The sequence below is a fragment of the Geothrix sp. genome (assembly GCF_049292215.1).
In the GTDB taxonomy this organism is placed as follows: Bacteria; Acidobacteriota; Holophagae; order Holophagales; family Holophagaceae; genus Geothrix.
In genome coordinates this window covers 1-24332 of sequence record NZ_JBATQW010000011.1, presented here as the reverse complement: position 1 = coordinate 24332, position 24332 = coordinate 1, and the positions used below count along the sequence as shown (strand labels likewise).

Here is a 24332-nt window from a genome sequence, read left to right as displayed (position 1 = left end):
GGGAATGCTCTCATCTTGCCTGGAATGCGCGTCCACCGGAACGGCGCGTTGACCTGTGGTAGGTGATTCATGACCCACGGTAGGTGCTTCCGCCCCTCTCAGCGGATGCTAGGCTCCTCGGAAACCCAGACATCCACTTTCCTATGGAGGACCCATGCGATCTGCAGTCATCGTCGAAGCCAAGCGCACGCCCATTGGCCGGGGCATCAAGGGCAGCTATGCGGCCACCCGTCCGGAGCAGCTGGGTGCGGCGGTCATCGAGGCCATGAAGCCCCTGCTGAAGGACTGGTCGGGGCTCGAGGACGTGCTGGTGGGCTGTGCCATGCCCGAGGGCGAGCAGGGCATGAACATGGCGCGCCTCATCAGCTTCCGGGCCGGCCTGCCCATCACGGCGGGCGCCGCCACCATCAACCGCTTCTGCGGCAGCAGCCAGGAGACCATGCTCATGGCGGCACGGGCCATCATGGCGAACCAGGGCGACCTCTTCCTCGCGGGCGGTGTGGAGAGCATGTCCAAGGTGCCCATGATGGGCTTCAACCCCAGCGTGGACCCCTTCATCGCCGAGACCTATCCCGCGGCCTACTGCTCCATGGGCATCACGGCCGAGAACCTGGCCAAGGAGTACAAGCTCACCCGCCGCGAGTGTGACGAGTTTGCCTTCAACAGCCACCAGAAGGCCGCCGCCGCCTGGAAGGGCGGAAAGTTCGAGAAGGAGGTCGTGCGCTTCGAAACCAAGGGCCTGGATGGCAAGCCCGTCACGCTCCAGCAGGACGAGTGCGTCCGCGCCGAGACCAGCCTGGAGAAGCTGGCGGAGCTGAAGCCCGCCTTCCTGGTGGACGGCCTGACCACCGCCGGCAACAGCTCCCCCATCACCGATGGCGCCGCCTTCCTGCTGGTCATGGAGGAGGGGCTGGCCAAGTCCCTGGGCCTGAAGGCCCGGGCCCGCATCCTGGGCGGCGCCGTGGCTGGCGTGGAGCCCGACCGCATGGGCATCGGCCCCGTGCCCGCTGTGAAGAAGGTGCTGGACCGCTTCGGTCTCAGCCTCGACCAGATCGACGCCATGGAGCTGAACGAGGCCTTCGCCGCCCAGAGCCTGGCGGTGATCCGCGAGGGGGGCTACGACCCGGCCAAGGTGAACGCCTGGGGCGGCGCCATCGCCGTGGGCCATCCCCTGGGTGCCAGCGGCGCGCGCATCCTCACGACCCTGCTGAACCGGCTGGAGACCGATGGCGGAAAGTACGGCATCGCCACCATGTGCATCGGCGGCGGCCAGGGCATCGCGTCCATCATCGAAAAGCTCTGATCCAACCACACGACATCGAGACACGGAGGTTGGTCATGAACATCAAGAAGATTGGCGTACTCGGATCGGGTGTCATGGGCTCGGGCATTGCGGCGCACGTCGCGTCGGCGGGCTGCTCGGTGGAGCTGCTGGACATCGTCATCGACGAGGCGGCACCCGACAAACTGGCCGAAGGGGCCCTGGCGGCCTTGGCGAAATCCAAGCCTGCGCTGGCCATGCACGGCTCCTTCCTGAAGAAGATCCGGCCCGGCAACCTGCGGGATCACCTGGACCGCCTGTCGGACTGCGACTGGGTGGTGGAGGTGGTGAAGGAGGACCTGGCCATCAAGCGTGAGCTCTACACGCGCCTGGAGCCGAAGCTCAAGCCCGGCGCCTGGATCAGCTCGAACACCTCGGGCATCCCCCTGAAGCTGCTGGTCGAAGGCCGCACAGACGCCTTCCGCAAGCACTTCGTCATCACCCACTTCTTCAACCCCGTGCGCTACCTGCGCCTGCTGGAGTTCGTGAAGGGGCCCGAGGTCGATGAGGCCGAGGCCCAGGCCTTCCGCACTTGGCTGGAGGAGAGCCTCGGCAAGGAGGTGGTGCCGGCCTACGACAGCCCCACCTTCATCGGCAACCGCATCGGCATCCACGGCATCATGGCCACCCTGCACATGGCCCTGGCCGAAAAGATCCCCTTCGAGGTGCTGGACACGGTGCTGGGCGATGCGGCAGCCCGCGCCAAGAGCGCCGCCTTCCGCACGGCGGACCTGGCCGGCGTGGACATCCTCGCGGCCACGGCGAAAAACGTCTACGACCTCTGCCCCAACGACGAGGTCCGCGACACCTTCAAGTTCCCCGAGTTCCTGCAGTGGATGCTGGACAACAAGCTCTTCGGCAACAAGGTGAAGCAGGGCTTCTTCAAGAAGGGTCCCAAGGACGCCAAGGGCAAGAAGACCTTCCTGGCCATCGATCCCGCCACCCGCGAGTACATCCCCCAGGTGAAGAAGGACTGGCCCATCCTGAAGGAGCTGAAGGGCATTGATGATCCTTCGGAGAAGGTGAAGACCCTGCTCACCAGTGACACGGAAGCCGGGCGCTTGGCTTGGCGCTGCATCTCTCCGAACCTCACCTACGCCGTGAACCGCCTGGGCGAGGTGACCGACGGCCCCCTGAACGTGGACCGCGCCATCAAGAACGGCTTCGCCTTCGAGGTGGGCCCCTTCGAGCTGTGGGACATCCTCGGCGTGGAGCGTGTGGTCGCTCGCATGAAGTTCGAGGATCAGCCCATTGCGCCCCTCGTCGAACAGATGCTCGCCAAGGGCATCACCAGCTTTTACCGCTGGGAGCATGGCGTTCCCGTATCCCAGCTGAATCCCAAGACCCTGGCCTTCGATCCCATCCTCGAAGACCGGCGCGTGATCATCCTCAAGCGCGAGGAGGGCAAGGGCAGGGTGGTGGCCGAGAACGGCAGCTGCCAGCTGTTGGACCTTGGCGACGACGTGGCCTGCCTCAGCTTCCGCAGCAAGATGAACGCCCTGGACGACGGCATCATCATGCTCATGGAGGACACGCTCCAGAAGCACGTGCCCGGCCGCTTCAAGGGCCTGGTGGTGGGCAACCAGGGCCAGCACTTCAGCGCCGGGGCCAACCTCGTCTTCGTGCTGAACGCTGCCAAGGACAAGCAGTTCGACGTCATCGAGGAGGCGGCCCGCCGCCTCCAGTACGCGGCCCGCCTGCTCACCTACGCACCCTTCCCCACGGTGGGCGCGCCCTTCAACCTGGCCCTTGGCGGCGGCTGCGAGCTCACCATGGCCTGCCAGCGCGTGGTGGGTCATGCCGAGCTCTACATCGGCCTGGTGGAAGTGGGCGTGGGCGTCATCCCGGCCGGAGGCGGCTGCCTCCAGATGCTGCTGCGCATGGAAGACGCCATGGCCGCCAAGGGTGAGCTGGGTCCCATGCCCAAGGTGAAGGCCAGCTTCCAGGGCATCGGCACCGCCACGGTCCACACCAGCTTCGATGAGGCCCAGCGCAACGGCTACCTGCGCCGCACGGACCGCCGCGTCATGAACAAGGCTTTCCTGCTCCACGAGGCCAAGCAGGAGGTCATGAAGATGGCCGCTGACTTCCAGCCCGTGAAGGAGCGCACCCTGCGCCTGCCGGGCCGGGGCGGCAGCGAGGCACTCAAGATGGCCGTGCGCGACTTCCAGCTGCAGGGCCTGGCCAGCGAGCACGACGGCATCATCATGGGCGAGCTGGCCAACATCCTCTGTGGCGGCGACGTGAGCCTGGTCCAGGAGGTCAGCGAGGAGCGGATTCTCGAACTGGAACGCCAGGCCTTCGCCCGCCTCTGCGGCTACGAGAAGACCCAGGCCCGCATGGACGCCATCCTGAAGACGGGAAGGCCCCTGAGAAACTAATCAGAACCCCCGCCATTTTGTGACTTAAGCCGCCTTTTCCCGGGCGGCTTTTTTTCGGTGTTGCCAGCCTGTGACAAGCTCGGAACACTTGGAGCGATCTTAAGTTGGATCAAACAATCAGGAGGCACTGTGAGCGGGAATTCCCAGTCAACTCCACGCGTAGCGGCCATCGTGGGTCCCTACCTCTCCGGAAAGACCTCCTTGATGGAGAGTCTTCTCTTCGTGGCAGGCGCCCTGCCGCGCAAGGGCTCCGTCAAGGAGGGGAACACGGTCGGCGATGCCTCCATGGAAGCCAAGGCCCGCCAGATGTCCGTCGAGGCGAGCCTGGCTGCCTGCACCTTCCAGGGCGAGGCCTGGACCCTCATCGACTGCCCCGGCTCCGTGGAGTTCAGCCAGGAGGCTGCCCACGCCCTGATGGTGGCCGACATCGCCGTGGTGGTCTGTGATCCCGATCCCGGCCGGGCCCTCATGGTGGCGCCCACCTTGAAGTTCCTGGACGACCACAAGGTGCCTCACGCGGTCTTCATCAACAAGATGGAGGCGCCGGGCAGCGCCGGCAAGCTCAAGGACGTGCTCAACGCCCTGCAGGTGGTATCGGAGCGGCCCCTGGTGCTGGTGGAAGTGCCCATCCGCGAAGGTGACCAGATCACCGGCTACGTGGACCTCATCAGCGAGCACGCCTACCGGTACGAGGCCGGCAAGGATGCGGACCTGGTGCAGCTGCCGGACTCGGTCCTGCCCGAGGAGCAGGAGGCCCGCCAGCTCCTGCTGGAAAAGCTGGCCGACTTCGATGACCACTTGATGGAAGAGCTGCTCAGTGACATGGTGCCGCCCCAGGAGGAGGTCTCCGAGGACCTGGCCAAGGACGTTCGCGAGGACCTGCTGGTCCCGGTCTACTTCGGCTCGGCGGACAAGGACACGGGCGTGCGCCGCCTCTTCCAGGCCCTCTGCGACGAGGCCCCCCGGGTGGACGCCACGGCCGCGCGCCTGGGCATCCCTGAAGGGAAGGATTCCCTGGTGCAGGTCTTCAAGACCGTCCATGCCCAGCATGTGGGCAAGCTGAGCATCTCCCGCGTGTGGCGCGGCGAGGTGGCCGACGGTAGCTCCCTGGCCGGCAACCGCGTCAGCGGCATCAACAAGCTATTCGGCGCACAGCAGATCAAGCAGCAGAAGGCCACGGTGGGCGAAGTGATCGCCCTGGGCCGGATGGACGAGGTGCACACGGCCGAGGGCCTCACACCCACCGCCAAGGTCGAGCTCACCTGGCCCGAGCCCCTCCAGCCCATGCTGGCCCTCAGCCTGCACACTACCAAGAGCGGCGATGACGTGAAGCTCTCCTTGGCCTTGCAGCGGCTCTGCGAGGAGGACGCCTCCCTCAAGGTGGAACAGAACGCCGAGACCCAGGAGCGCATCCTCTGGGGCCAGGGCGAGGTCCATCTCAAGTGCGCCCTCGACCGCCTCAAGAGCCGCTTCGGCCTGGACGTGTCGCACCATCCGCCCATGGTCCCCTACCGCGAGACCTTCACCAAGGCCGCCAAGGTGCACGGCCGGCACAAGCACCAGACCGGCGGTCACGGCCAGTTCGGCGATGTGTGGCTGGAGGTGAAGCCGAGGCAGCGCGGCGAGGGCTTCCAGTTCGAGGAGAAGATCGTGGGCGGTGTGGTGCCCAAGAACTTCTTCGGCGCCGTCGAGCATGGCGTGGTGGACTGGATGAAGCGCGGCCCACTGGGCTTCCCCGTCGTGGACATCTACGTGGCCCTGGTGGACGGCAGCTACCACACCGTGGACAGCTCCGACATGGCCTTCAAGACCGCCGCCCGCATCGGCATGAATGAGGCGGCGCCGGTCTGCCACCCGGTGCTGCTGGAGCCCATCTGCGAGGTGCACATCGCCGTGCCTAGCGAGTTCACGCCCAAGGCCCAGCGCCTCGTCACCGGCCGCCGCGGCGGCCAGGTGCTCGGCTTCGATGCCCGGCCCGGCTGGAACGGCTGGGACATCGTCTCGGCCTACATCCCCCAGGCCGAGATGAGCGATGTGGTGGTGGAGCTCCGTAGCCTCACCATGGGCGTCGGCTCCTTCACCTGGGCCTTCCACCACCTGCAGGAGCTTGTGGGCCGCGATGCCGACAAGGTGGTCGAGGCGAGGAAGCAGACCAAGGCGCCTGCCTGACAATCCTGACTTGCCCGGTCAACCAAATCCCCCCAGACTGAACGGTCCGGGGGGATTTTCGTTGGCACAGAAGGGCGTTCAGATCATCACAGTGGAGCACGGCAGCCTGGCCGATGAGGCGGGGATCCGCCCGGGCGACACGCTCCTGATGATCCACGGCGAGGCGGTGCTGGACCAGCTGAGCTACCAGTACCTCATCACCCGGGAGGACCAGGCGGAGCTCATGCTCCAGCGCCCGGATGGCAGCACCTTCAAGGCCTTCGTGGAGAACGGCGGCGAGGGCATCGGGGTAGACCTGGCCCAGGACGAGGTGAAGGTCTGCAAGCAGAACTGCGTCTTCTGCTTCGTCCACCAGATGCCGAAGGGCTTCCGGAAGTCGCTCTACCTCAAGGACGAGGACGTGCGGCTCTCCTTCCTCTACGGCCACTTCACCACTCTGTCGAGCAGCGACGATGCCGAACTGGACCGCATCGTCCGCGAGCGCCTGAGCCCCATCCACGTCTCGGTCCATGCCACGGACTCCCTGGCCCGGGTGAAGGTGGTGGGCAATCCCCGCGAGGGCGACATCCTCCGCAAGATCGACCGCCTGCTGGTAGGGGGCATCGATGTCCACACCCAGGCCGTGGTGGCGCCGGGGCTCAACGATGGTGCCATCTGGCAGCAGACCCTGGACGACCTCTGGGCCCGCCGACGGGAGGGGAGGGGCAGCGTGCTGAGCCTCTCCTGCGTGCCCGTGGGCCTCACGGCGCACCGCGAGAACCTGCCCACCGTGCAGGACGTGAGCCAGGACTTTGCCCGGGATTGGGTCGCGCGCTGGACACCGGCCGTGCGGACCTACGCCAAGGCAAACGATGGTGAGCCCTGGATGCTGCTGGCGGACGAGTGGTTCACCCGGGCGGGAATCGAGGTGCCTGGGCGTGGCTTCTACTCGCGCTCCTGGGCCCAGCTGGAGAACGGCGTGGGCCTGGTGCGCCGCTTCTTGGAGCACAGTCGCCGCTTCATCAAGAGCCCCAAGGCCCAAGGCTTCGCGGGCCGCCGGGTGCTGTTGCTCACCGGCTCGAGCTTCGCGCCGACCCTCAGCCGTGTCGCTGCGGAGCTGAACCGCGCCGTGGGCAGCCACCTGCGCGTGGTGGCCGCGACGAATTTCAGCTTCGGCGAGACGGTCACGGTCGCAGGGCTGCTCTGCGGCGAGGACCTGAAGTACGCCGCCCACGCCGACCGGGACGCCAAGGGCGGCAAGGCGGACTGGGTGGATGCGGTGGTGGTGCCCTCCTCCAGCCTGCGGACCGTGACGGGGCCTACGGACCAGTACACGTTGCGGGGCGCCGTGGTCAGGGAGGAAGGCACCTTCCTCGATGACCTGACCCTGCCCCAGCTGGCCGCCGATCTGGGCGTGCCCACGGTGCCCAGCGGCGCCAACCTCTCCCATCTGCTGGACCACCTGGAGGCCGCCGATCGCGGCGCCTTCCGGGGCGGGGCCCTCCAGTCGGCTTTCCATGCTGCGGGCCTGAACCTGCCCCAGGGGGCCTACAACCCCTGACCCGGATCTCCGGGTTTCCAGGCAGGATGGAGGGCATGCCCGCCTACACCGCTGCCCAGTCCCGCCGCCGCATGGCGGCCCGGGCGCAGCTGGCGGGCTCGGCCCTGTGCTTCGGCCTCATGGCCATCCTGGCGCGCAAGCTGACCCAGCCGGACATGAGCTTCACGCCGGGGCACCTGGCCGTGCTCCGCTTCGTGGTGGGGGCCCTGTTCAGTCTGGTGGCCTTCGGTCTGATCCCTGGCCTGTACCGTCCCAGCAACCACCGCCTGCTGGTGATGCGTGGGCTCTCGGGCGGCGCCGTGGTGGTGCTCTACTTCTACGCCCTGGCCCACATCCCGGCCGGCGAGGCGGGCATCCTCTACAACGTGTTCCCGGTGATTGCCGTGGCCATGTCCCTGGTGCTCTTCAAGGAGCGGCCCACCGTCCACCTGTGGCTGGCCATTCTGGCCGCCTCCCTGGGCGTGGCGCTGGTGCTGAGCCAGGGCCACCTGGGGCTCGGGTTTGGTCGCGGCCAGCTGGCGGCCCTGGGCGCAGCAGTCTTCGCGGCCACCAGCGCCAACGCCATCCGGGCCGTGCGCCACACGGACAACGCCGCCACGATCTTCTTCTTCTTCTGCCTCGCCGGTCTGCCCGTGGTGCTGCCCTTCGCGCTCACACCCTGGCCGGGCGGGGCGGGCCCCTGGTCGCTGGCGGTCCTCATGAGCCTGCTGGCCTTCGCCGGCCAGCTCCTGATGTCGGAAGCCTACGGGACGCTCTCCGTCCCTGAGGCGGCCATCTGGCTCCAGCTGCTGCCCATCGTCCAGTACGTCCTGGCGGTGCCGCTGCTGGGGGAGCGGCTGACACTCCCGGGGCTCGCCGGTGTGCTCATCACCGTGGCCGGCGTGACCTACGGCACGGTGCTCGGGCATCGGAAGCGGGCATGAAAAAGGGCCCCGGTCGGGGCCCTTTCAGGTCAAGCGGGAATGCCTAGCTCACGGGAGCGGTGGCACTCGCAGGACGCTTCTTGAGGGAGACAGCAACCTTCACGTCACCGCCATCCTGGCCCAGGAACTTGTCCTGGTTTTCCAGGGACTTCTTCTTGGCGGTGTTCGAGGCGACGCGGATCGTGTCGAGCACGTCCACCATGGCCTGGAATCTCACATCCTCGTCCACCTTCAGGAAGACCTTCCGGTAGCCGAGGGGCTGGAGCATGACCGCTTCGGGGAGCCGATCCTTCAGGCCCTGGGCGTCGATCTTGTCCTGCTGGAGCAGCATCGTCCCGTCCTGTTCGATCTGAATCAGGATGTTGTTGGGATCAGGCTTGGGAGGCGTGGTGGTCGTGACGACCTGGGGAACCACGACCTTGGTGGCCTTGTCGAGGCCGGGCACCATCACGATGAAGACGATGAGAAGCACCAGCACGATGTCAATCAGAGGCGTGACGTTGATGTCTGACTTCTGTTTTCCTTTAGCGCCACCGGCATCCATTATTTGCCTCCTGCGGGCTTGTCTTCGGCCTTGTCTTCGCTGGTCACGATGGACGCCTCGTCGGCGCCCCCCTTCCGGCAGACCTGGAACAGCTCGTTCACGTACTTGAAGGGGAGATCGGCGTCAGCCTTCACGAACACGACCTTCTGGCTCAGCTGGGAGACATTGCGGTTGATGTAGTCTTCCAGCTTCTGCTTCTGGGCGTCGTTGCTGATGAAGAAGACCTCGTCCTTCGCGTCCTTGTCGTCGATGAGGATGGCGCCGGGACCGACGACTTCCCACTTGTCGTTGCGCTTGGACGTGAGCATCAGGGTGAGGTATTTCTCGTCCTTGTTCTTCTCTGCCTTCGGACTGTGCTTGGCGGTCGGCAGCTTGACGCTGCTGTTCACCGCGGGCGTGATCACGATGAAGATGATCAGCAGCACCAGCACAATGTCCACGAGCGGGGTGACGTTGATGTCGGACTTGACGCCACCCGCCTTACCACCACCTGCATCCATGGTGTGTTCTCCTTGAACGGCCCGGGGACTCGCGCCCCCGGACGGGGATGGATGGTCGGATTAGCCCTGGCTCTCGCGACGGATGAACTCGTCGATCATCTGGGAAGCGGCATTGTTGATGTTGGTGACGACCACGTCCTGCTTGTTGGTCAGCAGGTTGTAGATCCACACGGCGGGGATGGCGACGATGAGGCCGAGGGCGGTGGTGGCGAGCGCCTCACCGATGGAGCCGGCCAGGGCGTTGATGTCGCCGGCGCCCTTGGTCTTCAGGTCGGAGAAGACCTTGATGATGCCGATGACGGTGCCGAGCAGGCCGATGAAGGGGGCCAGGGCGCCGATGGTGGCCAGGCCGCTCATGCCCTTCTTGAGGAGCTCGACGACTTCGGCGGTGCCGCGCTGGATGGCGCGCTCCACGGGCTGGATGGCGTCGTGGTTGGGGTTCATGGTCTTGAGCTGCTTCTCGTACTGGAAGATGTCGAGGCCGTGCTTCAGCACGAGGGCGACGTGGCTCTTGTTGTGGGTGGTGGCGGCGCGCTTGGCGGCCTCGAAGTCACCGCGGCGCAGGGTGTCCATGAACAGCTTCAGGAACTTGTCGGAGGCCTGGTTGCTCTGGGCGTAGGTGACGAAGCGCTCGACGGTCACGTAGATCTGGTACCCGAGGAGGATGAAGAGGATGATGATGATCCCCTTGTTCGCGGGGGAGGCCGCCTTGAAGAGCTCCATGGGGGAGAAGCTGTCGTGGGCGCCTTCGGCGAGGGCGAGCAGGAGGGGGGAGGAAAGCAGGTTCATGAGGTTTCCTTATGGGAGAAAAGGTGGATGACTCGGTTAGGGGCTGCGGCTAGCGGAGGCGGTAGGGCATCGTCAGCTTGAAGCGGGCGTACTGGGCCTGCCCGTTCAGCATGGCTGGCTCGAACTTCCACATCATGGCGTAGGCCTCAGCGGAAGGGCGGAGCTGGGGAGGACCCTCCTTGGCTGAAGCCGAGGTGGGGATGCCATCCGGACCGACAACGATCTCCACGACCACCGTGCCCTGGATCTTCGCGATCTTGGCCAGGGGGGGGTAGGGGGGTGCCGGGGGCTGGTACTTGATCTTGATCTGGCTGAAGTCGAAGTCGACTACCTTGCCCTGACCGCCGACCACACCGCCAACCACGCCGCCGACCACGCCGCCGATCACGCCGCCGGGCACGCCACCGGGAACGCCACCGGGAACGCCGCCCAGGGAGTGATCCTGCTTGGGCAGCTCCTTGGGGGCCTGCTCAGGTACCACTTCCTGCCGGGGATCGATGGGCGTCGTATCCGCCTTGGAAGTCGCAGCCATCGGTGGCGGCGGCGGCGGGGGAGGGGGCGGCGGAGGCGGCGGAGGCGGGGGCGGAGCATCGTCCGGCTTCTGCTCGGAGATGTCGATGCCCACGGTCTTCAGCTTCTCCTTGACCACTGACGACTGCTTGGCCAACTGGAAGCCCACGAAGGCGAAGAGCCCGTACATGAGTACGGTCGTGGGGACCGTCACCATGGGGTTGCCCCGCTTGATGGCGTCGTTCCCGGCAGAGAGGGAGGACCGGTAGACGGCATCCTCCAGGGTCTCCGCGGGAGCGGCCGACTTGGCGGGAATGGGTTTCTGGGGATCTTTGCTCATGCGGCTCCCTTGAAAGATCCAGGGGGGAAAAAATAGCTAGCCGAAACGGCGGGAACACCGATTCGGCCACGACGACTGGGGTAAAGAACTGGGGCAAGCCCAGCGGCTAAGATGGCAAAGGGTCGGCGGTTGGTCAAGCGTTGAAACTGAACGCAACCCCTCGTGAATACGGCATTCCACTGTTTTTTCATGGATACCGCAACATCCTTTAAGCTGGGAAAAGGGTGGGGTTGTTAATTTTTGTTAAGAAAGTCAGGTAAGCGTCATGTCAAAAATCACAAGTCCTGACTTCACATTCAGGAACGAAACGGAAAACCATGTCTCGGCGGCCCGGGCGGGCCGCTTTAGCACTGTGCATGGGGAGGTCCTGACCCCGGCCTTCATGCCCGTGGGGACCCAGGGCACGGTGAAGGGCATCACGCCGGTCCAGCTCCGGGAGATCGGACCGCAGGTCATCCTGGGCAACACCTACCACCTGGGGTTGCGGCCGGGCGACGAATTGGTCGCCAGGCTGGGTGGGCTGCACCGCCTCATGGGCTGGGAAGGACCCATCCTCACGGATTCCGGAGGGTTCCAGGTGTTTTCCCTGGCTTCCCTCCGCAAGATGACGGAGGAGGGCGTCACCTTCCAGAGCCACATCGACGGCAGTCCGCAGTTCCTGTCGCCGGAGCGCAGCCTGGAGATCCAGCGCAACCTGGGATCGGACATCTGCATGGCCCTGGACGAGTGCCCGCCGGGCCAGCTGGAGCGGACCAAGCTGGAGCTCAGCATGGCCCGCACCACCCGCTGGCTGGCCCGCAGCCGGGCCGTGGCGCTGCAGCCACACCAGGGCCTCTTTGCCATCAACCAGGGGGGCACCCACCTGGACCTGCGGCGGCGGCACCTGGCAGAGGCCCTGGAGCTGGACGCGAAGACACCCTTCCAGGGCTTCGCGGTGGGTGGCCTCAGCGTCGGCGAGCCCAAGCCGGACATGAACGCCGTGCTGGCCGAGTTCGTGGCGGAGCTGCCGGCCGATCGGCCCCGCTACCTCATGGGCGTGGGCACGCCGGAGGACCTGCTCTTCGGCGTCGAGCACGGGGTGGACCTCTTCGACTGCGTCCTGCCCAGCCGGGAGGCTCGCCACGGCCGCATCCTCACCAGCCGGGGCCGGCTGAACCTCAAGAACGCCCGGCACCGGGAGGCGGACCTGCCCCTCGACCCGGATTGCCCCTGCTACACCTGCCGGACCTTCTCCCGGGCCTACCTGCACCACCTGCTCCGCTGCGGGGAGCTGCTGGGCTTCACGCTGAACACGATCCACAACCTGAGCTACACTGTGGAGCTCACCCGCGCCGCGCGGCAGGCCCTGCTGGAAAACCGCTTTCCGGCCTTCGCCCAGTCCACGCGTGCCGGATGGTTGACAGAGGAGCCCTGAATGACCTTCGCCCTGTTGCAACAAGCCGCTGCCGGCGGTGCCCCCGGCTGGACCCAGTTCGTGTTCATCGGCGGCATGGCCCTGATGTTCTACTTCCTGCTCATCCGACCCCAGAGCAAGGCCCGCAAGGAGATGGAAGCCCGCCTGGCCAAGCTGAAGGCCGGCGACGAGGTGGTGCTCAGCTCCGGCCTCTACGCCACCATCGACCGCGTCGAGGACAAGGACCTCTACGTCAAGCTCGGCAACACCGTGGTGAAGGCGCGCCGCACGGCCGTCGCAGCCCTGGCCTCCGAAGCGGAACCCAAGCAGAACTGATCTTCCCCATTCTTCCGGACCGGCACCAATGCCCGATCATTGGGCCGTCCCGCTTCCTGTAAGGAGCGCCCCGTGACCAAACGGAGCCTCTGGCGCCTCACCATCGTCCTCGCCGTGCTGTTCGGCTGCGGATACTTCTTCACACCCCTCTCCAAGGTGAAGCTCGGTCTCGACCTTCGCGGCGGCGTCCACTTCGAGCTGGAGGTCCAGGGCCAGGAGGCCCTGGCCGCCGATCTGCGCGACAGCAAGGACCGGATGGTCTCCCGCCTGCGGGAGAAGGGCCTGCCCGGCGCCATGGTGCGCGTGGACGGCCCGGCCCTCAAGGTGGAGGGCGTGGGGGCTGACCAGAAGGCCACGGTGGAGAAGGTCGCGAAGGACTTCTTTCCCGGCTACGGGGTCGCCTCCGAAGGCAATGACTTCCGGCTCACCCAGAAGGACACCTACCAGAAGCAGCTGAAGGACGATGCCAACAAGCGGGCCCTTGAGGTCATCGAGAAGCGCATCCGTGACATCGACCCGGCCAACGTCCTCGAGCCGGAGATCACGGCCAGCGGTGCCGAGGGCAACCGCATCGTGGTCGAGATTCCCGGGATCGAGGAAGGTGACCGCGAGCGCATCAAGAAACTGCTGGCCACCCCCGGTCGCCTGGAGCAGCGCCTGCTGGCTAAGGCTCCCCAGATCTACTTCACCAGCAAGGACGAGGCCCTGGCCTTCTTCAAGGGCCAGATCCCCCAGGAATTCGAGCTGCTGCCCGAGATCGAGAGCGAGCGGCAGGCCCGCCGGGGCGGCCAGCCAGTCGTCAAGGCCAAGCCCGGCGAGGAGAAGATCAGCCGCTGGGTCCTGCTGGAAAGCCGCATCGCGGTGGACGGGGCCGACATCATCGACTCGCACCGTGCCTCCAATTCCCAGACCGAGGCCAACGAGGTCAACTTCACCCTGAACAAGAAGGGGGATGACGACTTCGCCCGCCTCACGGGCACGGCCTCGGAGGAGAACCGCCTCATCGCCATCGTGCTGGACCACAAGATCGTCACCGAGCTCAGCGCCAAGGAGAAGATCATAGGCGGCGCGGTCCGCATCAGCGGCAGCTTCTCCGCCCAGGAGGCCGACGACCTCGCCAGCCAGCTGCGCAGCGGCGCCCTGCGCGCGCCCATGAAGTTCCTGGAAGAAGGTGTGGTGGGTCCGGGCCTCGGCAAGGACTCCATCCGGGCAGGCGTGACCTCGGCCCTGGTGGGCTTCCTCGTCATCATCGTCTTCATGGTGTTCTTCTACCGCTGGTCGGGCATGAACGCCATCATCGCCCTCACCGTGAACATCATCGTGATGATGGGGCTGCTGGGTTCCTTCCGCGCCACCCTTACCTTGCCGGGCATTGCGGGCTTTGTGCTGACCCTGGGCATGGCGGTGGACGCCAACATCCTCATCTTCGAGCGCATCAAGGAGGAACTGGGGCTGGGCAAGAGTGTCCCCGGGGCCATCGATGCTGGCTTCGACCGGGTGTTCTGGACCATCGTGGACAGCCACGTGACCCAGCTCTTTGCAGCCCTCCTGCTCTTCATCTTCGGCACTGGTCCCGTGAAGGGATTTGCGGTGACCCTCACAGTTGGCGTCGTGGCCTCGCTGTTCACCAGCATCTACATCAGCCGCTTCATCTACGACTGGATCCTCGAGCAGCACCCCGGCACCAAGACCCTGTCCATTGGCGTCCACACGATGTTCAAGGGTTCCACCTTCGACTTCATGAAGTACAAGGGCACGGCGTTGGCCATTAGCTGGGGCATCATCGTGCTCTGCTTCTTCTTCGTGCGCCCCTGGAATCTCACGAACAACAACCGCATCCACTTGGGCATGCAGTTCGTGGGCGGTAACGACATGACCGTGCGCTTCCGCGGCGCCATGGAGCCTGAGACCATACGGGCCGCCCTGGCGAAGAACGGCTTCACCGACACCACCGTGGTGGCCTATGAGAACTCGGACAAGTCCGTCCGCGACTTTGCCGTCAAGGTCAAGGCCAAGAAGGATGGGGACCAGAAGGACAGCACCATCCAGGCCAATGCCCTGCGTGTCATCTTCAAGCAGCTGGACCCCGAGGCCGTCGGCAGTACTCTGCCGGCCCTGAACCTCGAAGGCTCGAAGACCCTGGCTGATTCCCTGGCCAGGGTGAACCCCCTCCGAGTCGCCAACGACGAGTCGATTCTCACCACGACCTACGTGCCCCTGGCGGAAAGAATCATTGCTGGTCGGGACCGTCTGACTTCCGGTCTTTACCACAGCTTCAGCGAGCTGCCCCAGGACCTGCCCCAGGCCGTCAAGGACACGGTGCAGACCACCTACCGGCTCGGTGCGGTGGGCATCCGCAAGAACGAAAGCTTCTCCCCCAGCATCTCCGGTGAATGGACGAGCAAGACCCTCACCGCCGTGGGCCTCGCCATGCTGGCCATCCTGGTCTATGTGATCTTCCGCTTCACCGCGAGCTTCGCGGTGGGCGGCATCGTGGCCCTCATCCACGATCTGCTCATGGCGCTGGGACTCTTCGCGGCCTTCGGCTACGAATTCAACGTGCCCGTGGTAGCTAGCTTCCTCACGCTGATGGGCTACTCCATGGCCGATACCATCGTGGTATTCGACCGGATCCGCGAGAACAGCCACCGCCAGGACTACCGACGCGTCTCCATCACCAAGCTGGTGAACGACTCCATCAATCAGACCCTGGGCCGGACGATCCTCACCTCGCTGTCCGTGCTCTTCGTCTCCGTCTGCCTCTGGCTGTTCGGCGGTCCGGCGCTGCGGGACCTCGCGTTCCCTCTGGTGATCGGCGTCATCACCGGCACCTACTCGTCCATCTACATCGCCGCCCCGGTGGTGGTGTACTGGGATCAGTGGTTCGGTGGGAAGGACAAGCTCAAGCAGCACGCGTAGCGGTACTACTTTGCGAAAATCGCGGCCCTTCAGGGCCGCGATTTTCGTATGGAACTACTTCAGGTGCTTCTCCAGGAACGCGTAGATTTCCTTCCGGGACTCCTGGGCAAGGGTGGTGTCGATGCGATTGAAGCTGTGGCCGCCGGGGGCGTCCTGGTAGATCTTGTGCTCGAAGGTCTTGCCTGCGGCCTTGAGGGCGGTGAGGAGCGCTTCCACCTCGACCACGCTCACGTCCCGGTCGTTGGTGCTGGTGTGAATGAGGAGCGGCGTCCGGAGCTTGTGGGCGTTCCAGACTGGGCTCCGGCGGCGGACCAGGTCCACATCCTCGCTGGGGGTCCTGCCTGCGAACATGGTTCGGACCACAGCGTCGTCCCGGTATTCCTCGCCGGCATAGCCCACCCGCATGAGAAGGTCGGAGACGGGCACGCCGGCATAGCAGGCGGCGAACTTCTCCGGGTGGTCGAATACGGCCATGAGGGCGATGAGACCGCCGTGGCTCCAGCCCACCATGGCGCAGCGCTTGGGATCGACGGGGAGGTGCTCCACGGCCCAGTCGCGGCCTGCCACCACATCATCCACCTCTAGGCCGCCGTAGTCGATGGCCTCGTAGAACCCCTTGCCGTAGCCCGTGGAACCCCGGTAGTCCGGCGCCACCACGACGAAGCCGCACTCCACCATCTCGCGGACGATGTGGGCGTGGTAGGTGGTGAAGTCGGCATGGACGCCGCCGTGAGGCAGCACGATGAGGGGCAGCTTTCGGCCCTTCTCGGCTTTGCGGGGCACGAAGACATACTGCTGGATCTTGAGCGGGTGGCGCTCGTTCTTGATCCCGTAGCTCTCCTCAGCGCGGGGATTGGCAGGGCCCGTGAAGGTGACCTTGTCCACCACGGCCACGTCCGAGAGCCGTAGGAACCAGAGTTGGTCGTCGGTAGCCTTCCGCAGGGCATCCTGGCTCCAGCGGAGTCCATCCACCTGCTTTTCCACCTTCTTCAGTCGGCCTTCGTCCCGAGATTCCTGAGCCAGGAGTGGCAGGGAGCCCGCCAGGAGGCCGGCACAAAGGAGCGAGCAGGGGGATCGACGCATGGCAGCCTCCTGAAAGGGTTCGCCTTGAGCGTAATGCAAGGGGCTATGGGGAAGTGGGACGAAGGTTCTGGGTCGTCAGCCCTTTCTCTCCGGAGCTGAGAATCCCGGACGGAAACCATGGTCGAGTGGAATGGCTGGGTTGGGCCAGGGCCGAAATTGCAAGACCCATTCCAACGCTCAACGACATGGGAACCACCGATCAACACCGATATAAAGAAGGGCACTGACACAAGCCACAACTGGCCGACCCATGGGGCTGTAGCTGTCTTCATCTTCATCAGCATTTCATCGGAGTTTATCGGTGGCTGAATTCAGTTTCCTACTCTGAGATCTCGGTGGCGACACGCCTTTGCATCAGCCCTCCCAGCTCACCCAGCCGGCCCGGCCGGGGATCTCCCTGCGGGTGATCTCCTTGGCCGGTGGACCGGCAGCCAGCAGCTCCGGCAGCCATTCGGCGTGGGTGCGGGCCACCACGCTCCGCTCGTTGAGCCCGCCCAGGAAGGCGTCGAAGGTCTCGACGAGGGCGCCGCCCTCGACCTCGGTATGCAGGGCGTAGACGTTCAGGGCATTCTCGCGCACCAGGTCCCAGACCTCGCGGTTCACCTGGTCGGGTGTGCGGCCATCCAGGCCGAGCAACTCGTCCAGGGTGGGCAGGGTGGTGGGGATCTGGAGTGTCCTCAGCGCCTTCCCCTTCACGATGGGATAGAAGGGGGCAACCCCACGGCAGTCCCCGGCGTAGGCCAGGTCGTAGGCCTCCTGCAACTCCAGCGTCGTGTCGTTGCAGCGCCAGGCGGGGCTCACGGCGCCCAGGGGCTTCTCGCCGAACACCGTGCCAAAGGCCTCGTGGGCATTCGCGTACCAGTCGGCCAGCCACTTTCGGGACTTCCGGTCCAGCAGGTCGTGGTACTGCACGTGGTCCCAGGCGTGGATGCCCACCTCATGGCCGGCCCCCTTGGCCGCCTGCATCTGGGCGGCCGCGCGCTTCCAGATGATGGGCGCCGGGATCAGGACGCCGTACATCATCGTCTTGAAACCGTAGAGCTTCGTGGCGTTGGTGCGGCGCATCTTGGCCAGGAAACCCTTGCGGAAGATGCGGCGGATGGCCTTGCCGCTGTTGTCGGGACCGAAGCTGAAGTAGAAGCTGGCGCGCATCTGGTGCTTGTCCAGCAGGCGCAGCAGGGTGGGAATGCCCGTGAGCGAGCCTTCCAGGGTGTCGACATCCACGCGGAGGGAAATGGCCTTCATGGAACTCCTTGCTGGTTCCATTGCACCCGCGATCGCTGGAGCCAGCAAGCCGTGGGCCTTCGCAGGCCGTGGCCGGTCAGCCCAGGCGCAGCGCCCGGAGGCGCCGCCAGAGCAGGATTCCGCCACCGGCCAGGGCCGCCAGGACCAGGGCTGGGACGAGCCCAGGTGGGAGCAGGGGCTGCAGGAGAGCGGCCATGGGGAGGGCGACCATGGCGCCCAGGGCCGCCTCCAGGCAGAGCCGGGTGGCGTCTTCCACGCCTTCGGTGGTGTCGCCCGAGGCTTGAAGGGCCCGGGCCGCGAGGCTGTGGGCGATGCGGCGCACCTGGCCCAGGAGGCCCGTCGACAGCCGCAGGATGAGACCCAGGATGCCGGTCCAGACCAGTAGCGCCGCGAGGCGATGGGGCAGACCCCGGGCCTCGAGGGCCGGGATGGCGGTGCGCTGGATGAGGGCGCCTAGGGCGACCAGCAGGGTGATGGCCAGGCCATCCAGGAGGAGCAGGGTGAAGGGACGGCGGAGGTGGCTCCAGTCTGCCTTACGCAGGGGCATGGCCCGAAGGTGTCCCATGGCCACCCGATGGTGGGTGAGGAAATGCCGCAGGACCCGGGGCAGGCGCTGTTCGATGCGGTCCGCCAGGTGCTCCGAGTTACGGATGAGCAGGGGAGTCGTGAGGGTGGTCCAGGCGCAGGTGGCCACCAGGACCGGGAAGAGGGCGGGGCCCACCACTCCGAGTTGCTGGCCCAGGGCGGCGATGATGAAGCTGAACTCCCCGATCTGGGCCAGCCCGGCCCCGGCGCGGATCGAGTTCCTCAGGCTGTTGCCGCCCAGGAGGCCGCCCAGCGCCCCGGAAACGATCTTTCCGATGAGCACCAGGGCGCCGAAGAGCAGCAGGGCCCGCCAGTTGGGCAGCAGCTGGGCCGGGTCGATCTGCATGCCGATGGACACGAAGAAGACCGCCACGAACATGTCCCTGAGGGGATGGACTAGGTGCTCGACCACCCGCTCGCGGCCGGATTCGGCTACCACCATGCCCGCCAGAAAGGCGCCCAGGGCCACGGAATAGCCCGCCTTGGCCGCCAACAGGGAGAAGGTGAAGCAGAGTCCAACCACCGTGACCAGGAGGGTCTCGGCGTTGCCCGCATCCGCCACCCATCGGACGAAGGGCGGGAGGATCCAGCGGCCCAGGGCCAGCACCACCACCAGGAAACCCGCCAGACGGCCGATGGTCAGCAGGAGGGCGGGGAGGCTGAGCCCCGCTCCGGAACCCACGGCGGTGAGCAGTGCGAGCAGGAGGATGGCCAGGAGGTCCTGCACGATCAAGGTGGATAGCACCAGCTCCGCCAAGGGCCCGGTGGTCTTCAAGGTGGCGAAGACCCGCGCGATGATCATCGTGGAACTGATGGCCAGAGCCGCCCCGGCGAAGACGCTTTCCAGGCTGCTCCAGCCCAAGAAGCGGCCTGCGAGGTAGCCGGACCAGGCCATGAAGCCGCCCTGAATGAGGGCCACCAGGGCCGCCGACGGTCCCGTCCGCAGCAGCTTCTTGAGGCTGAACTCCAGCCCCAGGGAGAACATCAGGAGGATGACGCCCAGTTCCGAAAGGGTGTGGACGTTCCCCTGATCGGCCACCAGCGGCACTGGCACGTGGGGACCGATGATGAGGCCCGCCAGCAAGTAGCCCACCACCACCGGGAGCCGCAGCCGCTGGCACGCCACCGTGGTGATGGCGGCCACACCCAGGACCATGGCGAGGTCGACGAGGATCGAAGGTGGGGTCGGGGTGATGGTCATGGGCCGGAATCTCGTGGCTGGGGTGGCGGTGGGCACCCGTGGCGCTCCCTCCACGATGCCACGGGCCCCGCCGAGATGCCTCCAGCCGAAACCGACCCGCTGTCCAGGACCAGGCAGCCGGGGCCTCGCGGCGAACTCCAGGCCATGGAGGACCGGTCTGTTCCGTATAATCGGCGGATGTCGACACCACGCCCCTCCGGAATCCTCCGCACCTTCCCGCCTGTCTTCTGGCTGGCCAACGTCATGGAGCTCTTTGAGCGGGCCGCCTACTACGGCCTCAACTCGGTGCTCGCGGTCTACCTCACCAACAAGGTCTCCGAAGGCGGCCTGGGCTTCACGGAACAGTCCGTGGGCTTCCTCCAGAGCCTCATCTACGCCTTCACCTACGTCATCCCCATCGCAGGCGGCGCCCTGGCGGACCGCTATGGCTACCGCCGGATGCTGCTGTTCTCGTTCTCCATCCTGTCGGCGGGCTACTTCATCGCGGGCAACGTCACGGCCTACGGCGCGGTCTTCGCCGCCCTCCTGCTGATGGCCACGGGCGCAGGCCTGTTCAAGCCCATCATCTCGGGAACCCTTGCCCGCACCACCACCGAGGAAAACTCGGGGTTCGGCTTCGGCATCTACTACTGGATGATCAACATCGGGGCCTTCCTGGCGCCCCTCGTGGTGAGCGTGCTGAAGGGCTTCTCCTGGCGCTACGTGTTCATCGCCTCGGCCCTCTACTGCGCCGCCATGCTGGTGCCGACGGTGTTCCTCTTCAAGGATCCGCCGAAGCCCGAGAATACCAAGAGCCTGCGTGAAGTGGCCCACAGTGCGGCCATGGTGCTGGGGGACGCGCGCTTCATGCTGATGATCGTGGTCTACTCCGGCTTCTGGATCCTCTACTTCCAGAACTTCGGGTCGGTGCTGTGGTACCTCCGGGATTTCGTGGACGCCACCCCGGTGAACCGGTTCTTCGCCTCCATTGGCATCCCGCTCAAGTTCGACGCGGAGCACGTCACCGTGGTCAACGGCGGGACGATCATCCTGCTGCAGGTCATCGTGAGCCGCATCGTCAAGAACATCCGCCCCCTGCCGACCATGGTGTCGGGCATCGTCATCGGCACCCTGGGCTTCCTGTGCCTCGCCGCGTCCACCAACGTGTGGATCTTCATCCTGGGCATCTCGGTCTTCTCCATCGGTGAGATGACCGCCCACCCGAAGTACTACAGCTACGTGGGCCTGGTCGCCCCGGCCGATAAGAAGGCCGTCTACATGGGCTATGCCTTCCTCTACGGTGTTATCGGCAGCCTCATTGGCTCCAGCCTGGGTGGCATGCTCTACGGCTCCATGCTGAAGCCCCTGGTGGGCCAGCCTGGCGCGGCGGCAGCCGCCCGTACCTTCTGGCTGCTCTTCGTCGTGCTGAACGTGGTGGCCGCCATCGGGCTCATCTTCTACGACCGGGTCTTCGCGGAAGACACCCCGGCGACCAACGAGAAGGCCCGGAAGATCATGCTCGGCATCTACACGCTGCTGCTCGTGGCGGGCCTGCTCTTCGTCCGGTCAGCGCTCTTTGGCGGGGCCGAGATCTCCTACAAGACCATGGTCCAGGCCGTGATCATGCTGCTCCTGGGTGCGGGCGGCGCGGCGGTGAGCCTGCGCCGGCGCTGAGTGGGATGCGTCGGGTAAAGATACCAAATAGTTAAAGAATGTCTTAAATTTCTTATCCCCATGCAGGCCTAAAGGGGCATGATGGGTTCCCATGAACCCCGGTCAGCCCTCTCCCATCCAGACTGCCGATTGGCCCGAGCGGGACCTGGTCCGGGTCCAGGACTCGGTCATCCACGGTACCGGGGCCTTCGCCAAGGGTGCCCTGGCCCGCGGCACCAGGATCATCGAGTACAAGGGGCAGAGGTGCCGCAAGGCCGACCTGCTGGCGGCGGCAGAGCGGGGCGAGCGGAAGCTCACCTACGTGCTGAACGTGGATGATGAGTTCGCCATCGACGGGGCCCTGGAAGGCAACGAGGCCCGGTTCCTGAACCACAGCTGCGCCCCCAACTGCGAAGTGCTCATCTTTGGCGGCGTGCCCTACCTCTACGCCCTGGAGGACATCGCCGCCGGGGCCGAGCTGACCTTTGACTATCAGTTGCAGTCACCCAATGGCCATCGGCTCTCAGCCGCCCTGTGCCGCGAGTTGTACCCCTGCCATTGCGGGGCCAGGACCTGCCGGCGAACCCTGGTGGCACTTCCCGTCCGGCGCACCAAGACCCCCCTCGGGGGTCAGACACCACCCTTCCAGCCGCAGCCATGATGCGGTTTACCCCTCTCCAGGAGGCGCCATGACGCGCAAACGAAGCACAGCCACCCTGTTCTCGGCCGGGATGCTCCTTGCCACGGGCGCATCCGCCCAGGCTCCCAAGGCCGCCGCTCCGGCTTCCAAAATGCCCGCCCCGCCTGCGGCCGCCCCCATGCCTGGTAGCCCGGCCGCAGCCGGCCGCAGCACGGACACCCACATCAAGTTCGCCAACAGCTTCATCAAGTGGCACGCCAGCCTCGCCGTGGCCGGCATGATGAACGGCAGCCCGGTGTTCAAGACCCCGCAGGGGGAGTACTTCCAGGTGGAGCCGAACACCGGTGACCTGAAGTGGATGAGCCCCGAGTCCCTGGGCTACATCAAGGTGACCGAGGGCCGCGTATCCATGACTGGGGCCAGGTCCACCACCTTCATCAAATTCGACGGCATCAAGGGCGAGAGCAAGGTCTCCGTGCTCGGCGTGGATGCACAGGGCCATGTCCTCCAGCAGAACAGCCGGGGTGAAAAATTCTACCTCTCCCAGGCTGGAGACATGGTGTTCGTGAAGTAGCCATCCACCCGGGAACCCGGCGTTGCCAGGACCTTCCGCTGCTTCAGGACTGTCTGAAGCTCTGGGAGCGGTCGGTCCGCCGGGCCTGGATGAACCGGTGGATGGGTTCGAGATCCGTGTCCGGTTCCGGGTGGAGCACCACGCCCAGCCGCGTCGGGTAGTCCTGGCCCTCGAGGTAGGTGAGGTGCAGGACTTCGCCGGGACAGCGCAGGACGGCGCCGTCCGGCAGTTCGGCGTCGATGTCCACCCGGGCGTGCAGGTCCACCATCAGGGGCTCGTGCAGTGCGAGTCCCACGCCGGTTTCCGTGAGGTTGACCAGCAGGGCCTCCAGCTGCCGTCCACCCAGGCTGACTCGGACCTTGAGGGGTGTCTGGTTGGGCCCCGCCACCCGGACATCCCGGCGGTGGTGGAGGCGCGCCGATTCGTGTGGCCAGTCGAGCCGCAGCAGCGTGGCGCCGGAATCATCGTGGGCCGGGCTCAGCAGGAACGATTCGAGCGTGAGCACCTCTTCGCCCAGCAGCAAGGTCAGGGTCACGGCAGTGCCATCGGCGGGAACCGAATCGCGGGCGTGGAGGCCGACCAGTTCCAGGGCCGAGCCGGCGATGAAGCGATGGATCCGCAGGTCTCCGAGCAGTCGGGAGTTGGCGTCCTGGATCCGCAGACTCGCCACGGCCTTGGTCAGGCGTGCCTGGTGGAGGAACTGCTCCAGGACAGGTGGGGACAGAAGCGATGCGTGGCCCATGGGGTCCTGCCTTTCAAATGCCTTGGCCCAGCCGGTCCGCCAGGTTGCGGTGCAGCCCCGCGGCCAGGATGGCCTTGGCTGCCCCTTTCACGTCGTAGTCGAGGCGGTGCAGCCTCAGGCAGTGGCGCTTGGGGTTGTAGGTCATGAAGGAGACTCGGGGGTCCCGGTCCCGGGGCTGGCCCACGGACCCAGGGTTCACGAGATAGCGGCAGTGCGGCTGCAGTTGGAACCACTCGCCAGGCTGGAGGCAGATCCAGTTGAGCTGTCCCCGGGTCTCATCCAGCTCGAAACAGCCGGGCAGGTGGGTGTGGCCGAAGAAGCAGAGCTGGCCCTGGAAGGCGTCGAAGGCCTGGCTGATCTCCCGCATGTGGAGGAGGTAGGCGTCCTCGTCCACGGGGGAGCCATGCGAGATCTGGTAGTCCTCACCCACCCAGAGGGGCCCCACGGGCAGGTCGGCCAGGAAGCGCCAGTTGTCCTGGCGGAGCCGGTCCCGGGTCCAGTCCGCCGCCTGCTTGGCGGGCAGGCTGAACGAGCCGTCCGGTTCCAGGCCTGCGCAGACCTTGTCATGGTTGCCGCGCACCATGTACCGGGGCCGCCACTCCTTCACTTTGTCGAGGAGCTGATTGGGGTGGGCCCCGTAGCCCACCAGGTCGCCCAGCAGGACGAAGCGGTGGATGGCCCGCCGCCGGGCGAACCTCAGCACGGCGCGCAGGGCGTGCAGGTTCGAATGCAGATCGGAGAGGATCAGGTCCAAGGGATGTCCAGGGGAGGCATCTCAGTCTAGCAAGGCTGACGCGAGGTCCCGCGAACTGTGACCAAAGGCGAGGAGCATGTCCTCTTGGGACCAGGCGGGCATTCGGCTTCGCCAGCGGGCCATGAAGGCGGCCGGATCCTGGGCCAGGGGGCGTCGGGGGTCCCGTCCCGCCCGCGCCCAGGCCCGGGAAGGGGTCTCCGCCAGCCAGAGC

The 24332-nt window shown here is 65.9% G+C and carries 21 protein-coding genes; 11 read left to right on the top strand and 10 right to left on the bottom strand.

The features are described from left to right. Positions 1-154: 154 nt before the first annotated feature. From WAS25_RS02155 to WAS25_RS02135, 5 genes are all read left to right on the top strand, one after another. Positions 155-1303, top strand: a complete 1149-nt coding sequence (locus tag WAS25_RS02155) for a thiolase family protein (protein ID WP_422309857.1) — start codon at positions 155-157, stop codon at positions 1301-1303. Between the two features lie 35 nt (positions 1304-1338). Continuing rightward, the gene (locus WAS25_RS02150; RefSeq protein ID WP_422309855.1) at positions 1339-3702 is read left to right on the top strand and encodes a 3-hydroxyacyl-CoA dehydrogenase NAD-binding domain-containing protein; all 2364 of its coding nucleotides are present in this window, start codon (positions 1339-1341) and stop codon (positions 3700-3702) included. Positions 3703-3831: 129 nt separating this feature from the next. Next, on the top strand, positions 3832-5871 hold the full coding sequence (locus WAS25_RS02145; protein ID WP_422309853.1) for an elongation factor G: 2040 nt from the start codon (positions 3832-3834) through the stop codon (positions 5869-5871). A 61-nt stretch (positions 5872-5932) separates the two neighbouring features. Next, a complete protein-coding gene (locus WAS25_RS02140) occupies positions 5933-7411 on the top strand; it encodes a DUF512 domain-containing protein (protein ID WP_422309851.1) in 1479 nt (492 codons plus the stop codon). 35 nt (positions 7412-7446) lie between these two features. After that, positions 7447-8334: a DMT family transporter gene (locus WAS25_RS02135; protein ID WP_422309849.1), complete on the top strand. Its 888-nt coding sequence runs from the start codon at positions 7447-7449 to the stop codon at positions 8332-8334. A 43-nt stretch (positions 8335-8377) separates the two neighbouring features. Here the strand turns inward: WAS25_RS02135 and WAS25_RS02130 are convergent, their stop codons facing one another. From WAS25_RS02130 to WAS25_RS02115, 4 genes are read right to left on the bottom strand one after another with little or no spacing between them, the layout of a single operon-like run. Continuing rightward, positions 8378-8878 carry an ExbD/TolR family protein gene (locus WAS25_RS02130; protein WP_422309847.1) on the bottom strand — a complete coding sequence of 167 codons (501 nt, stop codon included), beginning with the start codon at positions 8876-8878 and terminating at the stop codon, positions 8378-8380. Beyond that, entirely contained in the window at positions 8878-9378 is a 501-nt protein-coding gene (locus WAS25_RS02125) for an ExbD/TolR family protein (RefSeq protein ID WP_422309845.1), read from the bottom strand. Before WAS25_RS02125 ends, WAS25_RS02130 begins: the two co-directional genes overlap by 1 nt. 60 nt (positions 9379-9438) lie before the next feature. Continuing rightward, positions 9439-10167, bottom strand: a complete 729-nt coding sequence (locus WAS25_RS02120; RefSeq protein ID WP_422309843.1) for a MotA/TolQ/ExbB proton channel family protein — start codon at positions 10165-10167, stop codon at positions 9439-9441. Positions 10168-10216: 49 nt separating this feature from the next. After that, a complete protein-coding gene (locus tag WAS25_RS02115; RefSeq protein WP_422309842.1) occupies positions 10217-11017 on the bottom strand; it encodes an energy transducer TonB in 801 nt (266 codons plus the stop codon). Positions 11018-11282: 265 nt separating this feature from the next. Between WAS25_RS02115 and tgt the strand changes: the two genes are divergently transcribed. The 3 genes from tgt to secD all read left to right on the top strand — a co-directional run bounded on the left by tgt (position 11283) and on the right by secD (position 15665). Beyond that, positions 11283-12431 (top strand): tRNA guanosine(34) transglycosylase Tgt, encoded by a 1149-nt coding sequence (gene tgt, locus WAS25_RS02110; protein ID WP_422309840.1) that lies wholly within the window; start codon positions 11283-11285, stop codon positions 12429-12431. Further along, the gene (gene yajC / locus WAS25_RS02105) at positions 12432-12746 is read left to right on the top strand and encodes a preprotein translocase subunit YajC (RefSeq protein ID WP_422309838.1); all 315 of its coding nucleotides are present in this window, start codon (positions 12432-12434) and stop codon (positions 12744-12746) included. It begins immediately after the preceding gene. A gap of 72 nt (positions 12747-12818) precedes the next feature. Continuing rightward, on the top strand, positions 12819-15665 hold the full coding sequence (gene secD, locus WAS25_RS02100) for a protein translocase subunit SecD (protein WP_422309836.1): 2847 nt from the start codon (positions 12819-12821) through the stop codon (positions 15663-15665). A 54-nt stretch (positions 15666-15719) separates the two neighbouring features. Here the strand turns inward: secD and WAS25_RS02095 are convergent, their stop codons facing one another. The 3 genes from WAS25_RS02095 to WAS25_RS02085 form a co-directional block, all read right to left on the bottom strand. Then, a complete protein-coding gene (locus WAS25_RS02095; protein WP_422309834.1) occupies positions 15720-16748 on the bottom strand; it encodes an alpha/beta hydrolase family protein in 1029 nt (342 codons plus the stop codon). Positions 16749-17102: 354 nt separating this feature from the next. Then, entirely contained in the window at positions 17103-17993 is an 891-nt protein-coding gene (locus tag WAS25_RS02090; RefSeq protein WP_422309832.1) for a polysaccharide deacetylase family protein, read from the bottom strand. Positions 17994-18069: 76 nt separating this feature from the next. After that, positions 18070-19779, bottom strand: a complete 1710-nt coding sequence (locus tag WAS25_RS02085; protein ID WP_422309830.1) for a cation:proton antiporter — start codon at positions 19777-19779, stop codon at positions 18070-18072. Between the two features lie 177 nt (positions 19780-19956). On the opposite strand from WAS25_RS02085, the gene WAS25_RS02080 reads away from it, so the two are divergent. From WAS25_RS02080 to WAS25_RS02070, 3 genes are all read left to right on the top strand, one after another. Continuing rightward, positions 19957-21432, top strand: a complete 1476-nt coding sequence (locus WAS25_RS02080; protein ID WP_422309828.1) for an MFS transporter — start codon at positions 19957-19959, stop codon at positions 21430-21432. A 91-nt stretch (positions 21433-21523) separates the two neighbouring features. Continuing rightward, on the top strand, positions 21524-22072 hold the full coding sequence (locus WAS25_RS02075; RefSeq protein ID WP_422309826.1) for an SET domain-containing protein: 549 nt from the start codon (positions 21524-21526) through the stop codon (positions 22070-22072). Positions 22073-22100: 28 nt separating this feature from the next. Further along, on the top strand, positions 22101-22625 hold the full coding sequence (locus WAS25_RS02070) for a hypothetical protein (RefSeq protein WP_422309824.1): 525 nt from the start codon (positions 22101-22103) through the stop codon (positions 22623-22625). 43 nt (positions 22626-22668) lie between these two features. On the opposite strand, the gene WAS25_RS02065 is transcribed toward WAS25_RS02070, so the two are convergent. The 3 genes from WAS25_RS02065 to WAS25_RS02055 form a co-directional block, all read right to left on the bottom strand. After that, positions 22669-23367, bottom strand: coding sequence for a PilZ domain-containing protein (locus WAS25_RS02065; RefSeq protein ID WP_422309822.1), 699 nt, complete (start codon positions 23365-23367; stop codon positions 22669-22671). Positions 23368-23380: 13 nt separating this feature from the next. Next, a complete protein-coding gene (locus WAS25_RS02060; RefSeq protein ID WP_422309820.1) occupies positions 23381-24121 on the bottom strand; it encodes a metallophosphoesterase family protein in 741 nt (246 codons plus the stop codon). 21 nt (positions 24122-24142) lie between these two features. Further along, a partial coding sequence (locus WAS25_RS02055; RefSeq protein ID WP_422309818.1) for a hypothetical protein occupies positions 24143-24332 on the bottom strand: 190 nt, incomplete at its 5' end.

What these genes read in the sequence shown, in the direction of transcription:
- WAS25_RS02115 (WP_422309842.1), bottom strand. Translation starts at nt 11,017, where the DNA reads ATGAGCAAAGATCCCCAGAAACCCATTCCCGCCAAGTCGGCCGCTCCC.
- WAS25_RS02125 (WP_422309845.1), bottom strand. Translation starts at nt 9,378, where the DNA reads ATGGATGCAGGTGGTGGTAAGGCGGGTGGCGTCAAGTCCGACATCAAC.
- WAS25_RS02065 (WP_422309822.1), bottom strand. Translation starts at nt 23,367, where the DNA reads ATGGGCCACGCATCGCTTCTGTCCCCACCTGTCCTGGAGCAGTTCCTC.
- WAS25_RS02075 (WP_422309826.1), top strand. Translation starts at nt 21,524, where the DNA reads ATGAACCCCGGTCAGCCCTCTCCCATCCAGACTGCCGATTGGCCCGAG.
- WAS25_RS02130 (WP_422309847.1), bottom strand. Translation starts at nt 8,878, where the DNA reads ATGGATGCCGGTGGCGCTAAAGGAAAACAGAAGTCAGACATCAACGTC.
- WAS25_RS02150 (WP_422309855.1), top strand. Translation starts at nt 1,339, where the DNA reads ATGAACATCAAGAAGATTGGCGTACTCGGATCGGGTGTCATGGGCTCG.
- WAS25_RS02135 (WP_422309849.1), top strand. Translation starts at nt 7,447, where the DNA reads ATGCCCGCCTACACCGCTGCCCAGTCCCGCCGCCGCATGGCGGCCCGG.
- WAS25_RS02090 (WP_422309832.1), bottom strand. Translation starts at nt 17,993, where the DNA reads ATGAAGGCCATTTCCCTCCGCGTGGATGTCGACACCCTGGAAGGCTCG.
- WAS25_RS02085 (WP_422309830.1), bottom strand. Translation starts at nt 19,779, where the DNA reads ATGACCATCACCCCGACCCCACCTTCGATCCTCGTCGACCTCGCCATG.
- tgt (WP_422309840.1), top strand. Translation starts at nt 11,283, where the DNA reads ATGTCAAAAATCACAAGTCCTGACTTCACATTCAGGAACGAAACGGAA.
- WAS25_RS02120 (WP_422309843.1), bottom strand. Translation starts at nt 10,167, where the DNA reads ATGAACCTGCTTTCCTCCCCCCTCCTGCTCGCCCTCGCCGAAGGCGCC.
- WAS25_RS02080 (WP_422309828.1), top strand. Translation starts at nt 19,957, where the DNA reads ATGTCGACACCACGCCCCTCCGGAATCCTCCGCACCTTCCCGCCTGTC.
- WAS25_RS02155 (WP_422309857.1), top strand. Translation starts at nt 155, where the DNA reads ATGCGATCTGCAGTCATCGTCGAAGCCAAGCGCACGCCCATTGGCCGG.
- WAS25_RS02070 (WP_422309824.1), top strand. Translation starts at nt 22,101, where the DNA reads ATGACGCGCAAACGAAGCACAGCCACCCTGTTCTCGGCCGGGATGCTC.
- yajC (WP_422309838.1), top strand. Translation starts at nt 12,432, where the DNA reads ATGACCTTCGCCCTGTTGCAACAAGCCGCTGCCGGCGGTGCCCCCGGC.
- WAS25_RS02095 (WP_422309834.1), bottom strand. Translation starts at nt 16,748, where the DNA reads ATGCGTCGATCCCCCTGCTCGCTCCTTTGTGCCGGCCTCCTGGCGGGC.